Annotated in this window: 7 protein-coding genes; 5 read left to right on the forward strand and 2 right to left on the reverse strand. The window is 74.7% G+C overall.

The features are described from left to right. Nucleotides 1-4 precede the first annotated feature (4 nt). The gene (locus ACGF5C_RS30310) at nucleotides 5-1090 is read right to left on the reverse strand and encodes a DUF3866 family protein (RefSeq protein ID WP_393307131.1); all 1086 of its coding nucleotides are present in this window, start codon (nucleotides 1088-1090) and stop codon (nucleotides 5-7) included. After that, nucleotides 1063-1944 (reverse strand): cation diffusion facilitator family transporter, encoded by an 882-nt coding sequence (locus ACGF5C_RS30315; RefSeq protein ID WP_393307133.1) that lies wholly within the window; start codon nucleotides 1942-1944, stop codon nucleotides 1063-1065. Before ACGF5C_RS30315 ends, ACGF5C_RS30310 begins: the two co-directional genes overlap by 28 nt. Nucleotides 1945-2068: 124 nt before the next feature. On the opposite strand from ACGF5C_RS30315, the gene ACGF5C_RS30320 reads away from it, so the two are divergent. The 5 genes from ACGF5C_RS30320 (at nucleotide 2069) to tatC (ending at nucleotide 5841) form a co-directional block, all read left to right on the forward strand. Next, the gene (locus tag ACGF5C_RS30320; protein ID WP_393307134.1) at nucleotides 2069-3067 is read left to right on the forward strand and encodes a helix-turn-helix transcriptional regulator; all 999 of its coding nucleotides are present in this window, start codon (nucleotides 2069-2071) and stop codon (nucleotides 3065-3067) included. Then, nucleotides 3064-4128, forward strand: a complete 1065-nt coding sequence (locus ACGF5C_RS30325) for a YafY family protein (RefSeq protein WP_357697036.1) — start codon at nucleotides 3064-3066, stop codon at nucleotides 4126-4128. The genes ACGF5C_RS30320 and ACGF5C_RS30325 overlap by 4 nt, the downstream gene beginning before the upstream one ends. A 10-nt stretch (nucleotides 4129-4138) precedes the next feature. Next, on the forward strand, nucleotides 4139-4387 hold the full coding sequence (locus tag ACGF5C_RS30330) for a hypothetical protein (RefSeq protein ID WP_393307136.1): 249 nt from the start codon (nucleotides 4139-4141) through the stop codon (nucleotides 4385-4387). 198 nt (nucleotides 4388-4585) lie between these two features. After that, a complete protein-coding gene (gene tatA / locus ACGF5C_RS30335; protein ID WP_393307138.1) occupies nucleotides 4586-4873 on the forward strand; it encodes a Sec-independent protein translocase subunit TatA in 288 nt (95 codons plus the stop codon). 17 nt (nucleotides 4874-4890) lie between these two features. Beyond that, a complete protein-coding gene (gene tatC / locus ACGF5C_RS30340) occupies nucleotides 4891-5841 on the forward strand; it encodes a twin-arginine translocase subunit TatC (protein WP_393307140.1) in 951 nt (316 codons plus the stop codon). Nucleotides 5842-6017: the final 176 nt, after the last annotated feature.

Below are 6017 nucleotides of genomic sequence, written 5' to 3' on the forward strand. Positions count from 1 at the left end.
CGGGTCAGGTCAGCCGGCGGGCGGCGTGCCGGCCGGCCGCGGCGGCGGCCAGGAAGTACGCGTGGTCGGCGTCGAGGCCCCGGCCCATGGTGGACAGCGGCACCGGCGTCGCCCGCAGCGCGGCGTCGAGCCCGTCGGTGGGCACCCGGACGACGGTGTGCCGCGCCGCGAGAGGGGCCAGCGCGGCGTCCACCTCGCGGGCCAGCGCCGGGTCCAGTCCGTCGGGCACCACCAGCTCGGCGGGGGCGAGGGCCACCCGGCCGTACGCGGTGAGGCTGTGGTGCGACACGCCCCGGTGCCGGGGCCGGGGGTCGGCGTCGGAGATCCGCAGCGACCCGACCGGGCGCCCGCCCAGCGTGGCGACGGCGTTGACGGCCTCGCCGACGCCCACCCCGGAGAAGCCCCACCGGGTGCCGGTGCCGAGGTTGCCGGGCCCCTGGGCGACGATCGCCACGTCGGCGCGCAGGACGTGGCGGGCGGCCAGCAGGCCGCTGTGCACGGTGCTCGCCTCCAGGTCGCCGCCGAACGCCTGGCCGACGCTGACCGTGCCGGCGAGGTGGTCGCGCAGCCCGGCGAGGGTGCGGGAGAACCAGGCGGGCAGCGCCCCGCCGTCGGTCAGCACGTACGCGACCCGGGCGTCCGGGGCGTCGGCGTGGATGCCGGCCAGGACCGCCGGCAGCGCGGAGTGCAGGTCGGCGGTGACGACCGGCAGGCCGCCCAGGTCGTCGGCGGCGGCCAGGACCTCGCGGTGCGGGGACGCCTCCTCGTCGACGCCGAGCAGGATCGGCTGCAGCGGGGTGTAGCGGGCCTTGACGAGGTGACCGGCGTCGCGGCTGTCGAGGGCCTGTGGCGGGTCCGGCGGCAGCCGGTCGGGCAGTGCCACGACCAGGGCGTACCCGCCGGTGCCGAGGCCCATCAGCAGCGCGCCGGCGTTGAGCAGCACCCGGTCACCGGGCTCGGGTCGGCCGACCAACTCGGGGTAGGCCAGGGCGCGGACCGTGGCGCCGTCGGGCAGGTCGACGTCGAGCTCCACCGCCCCGGTCCACTGCCGCCGCAGCGCCGTCACCGTTCCGGACCGCCATCGCACCATGCCCGGCACGCTAGCGTCGCCGCCCCGGCCGGCCGCGCCCGGGGGCGGCCGGGCAATGCCGCCGGGCGGGACGGCTGGAGCAAGGCAGGGTGGCCCGGCCCGGGAGAGCAGGCCCCGGCCCGGGAGGGCAGGGCCGCCCCGGAGGGGAGAGCAGGGCGGGGCGGCCGGGGAGGGGCGGGGCGGTCAGCCGGCGGGTCGTCCGGCCGCCGGGCGCCGCCGCGTGGGGTGCCGGTGGGGTCGAGGAAGACGTACCGGATCTGTGAGTAGCGGGCGGTGAGGCGGCGCTCGGCCTCGTCGGCAACAGCCTCGATGGTCGCGCCGCTCGCCTCGTCGTCGAAGTCCAGCTTCGCAGCGACCAGGACGTCGGCCGGGCCGAGCTGCATGGTCAGCAGCGTGTCGAGTCGGCGCACGGTGGCCAGCCCGGCGAGTTCGGCGGCGATCTCGCGGTGCACCCGTTCCGGCACCGCCCGACCGACCAGCAGCGAGATGTTGCTGCGGGCCAGAACGGTGGCGACCACGAGCAGCAGCACCCCGATCAGGATGGAGGCCAGGCCGTCCCACAGCTCCTCGCCGGTGAGCTGGGACAGGGCCAACCCGACGGCGGCCAGCACCAACCCGATCAGGGCCGCGGCGTCCTCGAAGAACACCGCCTTGACGGCGGGGTCGGCGGTCAGCCGCAGGAACCGGCGTGGTGTGGTGTGCAACTGCAGGGACTCGGTGCGGATCTGGCGTACGGCGCGGGCCAACGAGACCGACTCGATGGCGAACGACACGGCCAGCACGACGTAGGCGGCCAGGTAGTCGTTCCTGTGCTCGTGGCCGACGCTCTCCGTCTTGACCTCCGGCCGCGCCACGAGGTCACTGTATGACCGCCGGACGTGCCGTGCGGGCGGACCGGACGCGGGGCCGGTGCGACGCGACCCACGTGGTGCCCGCGTGGGTGCACGTGCCCGGCGCGCGGGCTGCTAGCGTCTACCCGTGTCGCGGACCCGCACCGAACGCCTGGTCAACCTGGTGATCTGCCTGCTGTCCACGCGACGGTTCCTGACCGCCGCGCAGATCGCCGCGACCGTGCCCGGCTACGAGCACGATCCGGAGGACGCGCGCGACCACGAGGCGTTCCAGCGCAAGTTCGAGCGGGACAAGGCCGAGTTGCGTGAGCTGGGCGTACCGCTGGAGACCGGGACGGCGAGCGTCTTCGACGCGGAGCCCGGCTACCGGATCGCCCACCGCGAGTACGCGCTGCCGGACATCCCCCTCGAGCCGGACGAGGCCGCCGCGGTGGGCATCGCCGCGCGGCTGTGGCAGCACGCCGGGCTGGCCGCCGCCGCCTCCTCGGGGCTGGCGAAGCTGCGCGCCGCCGGCGTCGACGTGGACCCGCAGGCCACGCTGGGCCTGGAGCCGATGGTGACGGTGGACCCGGCGTTCGCGCCGCTCACCGCCGCCGCCCGGGACCGGCGGGAGGTCACCTTCGACTACCGGGTGCCCGACCGCGACGAGCCGAACCGCCGCCGGTTGCAGCCGTGGGGTGTGGTCTGCTGGCGGGGCCGGTGGTACGTGGTCGGCCACGACCTCGACCGCGAGGCGACCCGCTGCTTCCGGCTGTCGCGGGTGGTCGGGGCGGTCCGGGCGACGGGCACGCCGGGCGGCTACGAGCCGCCGGCCGGGGTCGACCTGATCAGCCACGTGGCCCGCTGGTCGGGCCCGGTGGAGCGCACCGGGCGGGCCACCGTGCTGGCCGCCCCGGGCCGCGCCGCCGGGCTGCGCCGCTGGGCGGTCGGCGTCACCGCCGGGCCCGACGGCGACCGGCTCGTCCTGCCGTACGCCGACGTGGACGTCCTCGCCGGCCAGCTCGTCGGCTACGGTCCGGACGTGCGGGTGCTCGACCCGCCCGAGGTGCGGGAGGCGGTCATCCAGCGGCTCAAGGAGATCGCGGCTCGGCACGACGACCTCGCCGTCGTCGGGGGTGCCCGGTGACCCGGCCGGCCGCCCGTGGCGGCTCCCGCGCGTCGGCCGACCGGCTGGCCCGGCTGCTGAACCTGGTGCCCTACCTGCTCGCCCGGCCCGGCATCGAGATCGCCGAGGCCGCCGGTGACCTGGGCGTCACCGAGCGGCAGCTGCGCGAGGACCTGGAACTGCTGTGGGTGTGCGGGCTGCCCGGCTACGGCCCGGGCGACCTGATCGACATGGCCTTCGACGGCGACCGGGTGACCATCACCTACGACGCCGGCATCGACCGGCCGCTGCGGCTCACCCCCGACGAGGCCCTCGCGCTGGTGGTGGCGCTGCGGATGCTCGCCGAGACGCCCGGGGTGGCCAACCGGGAGGCCGTGGAGCGGGCCCTCGCCAAGATCGAGAATGCGGCCGGTGATCTGGTGGCCGCGCCCGTCGAGGTCCGGCTGCCCGCCGACACCCGCCGGGTGCAGGAGCTGCGGGCCGCCGTCGAGAGCGGCCGGGCGCTGCGCATCACCTACTACACGGCGGCGCGGGACGAGACCACGGACCGCGTCGTCGATCCGCTGCGGATGCTGATGGTCGGTGGCCGGGCGTACGTGGAGGCGTGGTGCCGCCGGGCGGAGGCGGTGCGGCTGTTCCGGGTCGACCGGATCGACGCGGTCACCGAGTTGGACGAGCCGGCGATGGTGCCGCCGCAGGCCCGCCCGCACGACCTCACCGACGGCGTGTTCCGGCCCTCGCCGGACCTGCCGTTGATCACCCTGCGGGTCGGCCGGGGCGAGCGGTGGATCACCGAGTACTACCCGTGCGAGCGGGTCGAGGCCGGTGGCGGCGACCAGTGGCTGGTCTCGCTGCGGGTCACCGACCTGGGCTGGGCCCGCCGCTTCGTGCTGGGGCTGGGGCCGGACGTCGCCGTGGTCGCCCCGGCCGAGCTGGCCGAGCAGGTCCGGGCCGCGGCGACCGCCGCGCTCGACGCGTACGCGACGCCGACCCCGGCCGCGCCCCGGCGCCCGGCGGACGGGTCGGACACGCCGCCGGCGGTGCCCTCGGCCGACCCGGCGGTGACCGCGGGCACCCAGTAGGCTGGCCGCCGTGGTGAAGTGGATCGTGCTCGCGGTGGTGCTGTTCGCGCTCGTGGTGTTGGCCCTGGCCGTCCGGCCGGTGCTGGCGCGGCTGCCCCGGCTGCGCCGCGCGGCCGTCGCCCTGCAACGCCGGGCGACCGAGGCGGAGGCGCTGCGGGACACCGCGGAGGCCCTCCAGAAGCGGGCCGAGGCTCTCCAGCAGCAGCTCGACGTTACCCACCGGCGAGTCGAGCTGATCAAGGCCAAGCGCGGCGGTTGATCGATCGGTGTCGCGTCCCTGCGCGATCCGGTCCGGTACCGCGCAGGAACGATCCGTCGGGGGAGTGTTGACGGGACATCCCGGGTTGGTCAAGACTTCACCGGCCGGGACGAACCCGGCGGGTGGCAACGGCCGTCGGCGCACGTACGATGGCTTCGGTACACCCCTCACGACGACACAGAGCGACTGGAGCTTCCCATGGGTGCCCTCAAGCCGTGGCACATCGCCGTACTCGTGGTCGTGCTGATCCTGCTCTTCGGCGCGAAGCGGCTCCCCGACGCGGCCCGTTCGCTGGGCCGCTCGCTGCGGATCATCAAGGCCGAGACCAAGAGCCTGCACGACGACGACCGCGACCTCGCCGAGAAGGCCGACGCGCAGGCCGGCTACCAGCCGCTCCCGCCGCACGCCGGTCAGCAGGCCCCTCACCAGGCCCCGCCGCAGCAGCAGCCGGTCGTTGACCCGGTGCACCGCGTCCGCGACAACTGACAGAGGGCCCGAACACCGTGGCCTTCGCTCTCCGTAAGCGCGGTCCGAGCAACTTCGAGCGGGCCGCCGACGGCTCGATGACGCTGGTCGAGCACATCCGCGAGCTGCGCAACCGGCTGTTCAAGGCGTCTCTGGCGATCCTGGTCGGGTTTGGTTTCGGCATCTGGCTCGCCGGGCCGGTGCTGAACGTGCTCAAGCGGCCGTACTGTGACCTGGAGCAGGCGCAGACGCCGGACGGCGCGTGCAACTTCGTCCAGCTCGGCCCGGCCGACCTGTTCCTGCTGAACCTGAAGATCGGCCTGTGGGTCGGGCTGATCATCGCCGCGCCGGTCTGGCTCTACCAGCTCTGGGCGTTCATCGCGCCGGGCCTGCACCGGCACGAGCGGCGCTACGCGTACGTCTTCACCGGGCTGGCGGCGCCGCTGTTCGCCGCCGGCGCGGTCCTGGCGTACTTCGTGACCGCGAAGGGCCTGGAGTTCCTACTGGAGATCTCCGGCAGCGACATCAACACGACCCTGGACATCACCCGGTACGTCTCGTTCGTCACGAACCTGATCCTGCTGTTCGGGGTGGCGTTCGAGTTCCCGCTGCTGGTGTTGATGCTGAACTTCGTCGGCATCGCCAGCGCGAAGCGGCTGCTGGGCTGGTGGCGGATCGCGGTGTTCGTCTTCTTCGCCTTCTCCGCGGTGGTCACCCCGACGCCCGACCCGTTCGGGATGACCGCGCTGGCGATCTGCCTCTGCGCGCTCTACTTCGCCGCGGTCGGTGTCGCGTTTCTCAACGACAAGCGCAAGGGACGCGGCCGGGAGGTCTACGCCGGCATCGGTGACGACGAGGTGTCGCCGCTGGAGTTCGACCCGGATCCGGTCGAGGCCGGGCAACGGGTCGCCGCCACCGCACCGGTCGAGGCTCCGGAGCCGGTCGCCGCGCCGGCGCCGATCGACCGTCGCTACGACGACATGACCTGATCGCGGCCGACGGCACCACCCGCGTCCGACGCAAGCCCCCTTCGCCGGGGGCTTGTGTCGTTTCCGGCCGGGCGCCGCGCGCCTAGCCCGTGTTTCATAAGGCTCGGAGCCACTGGTTGATGATGGCGATGGTGACGGTGGCTTCGAAGCGGACGGCGAGTTTGTCGTAGCGGGTG

It is taken from the genome of Micromonospora sp. NPDC047620 (assembly GCF_043205005.1).
In the GTDB taxonomy this organism is placed as follows: domain Bacteria; phylum Actinomycetota; class Actinomycetes; order Mycobacteriales; family Micromonosporaceae; genus Micromonospora.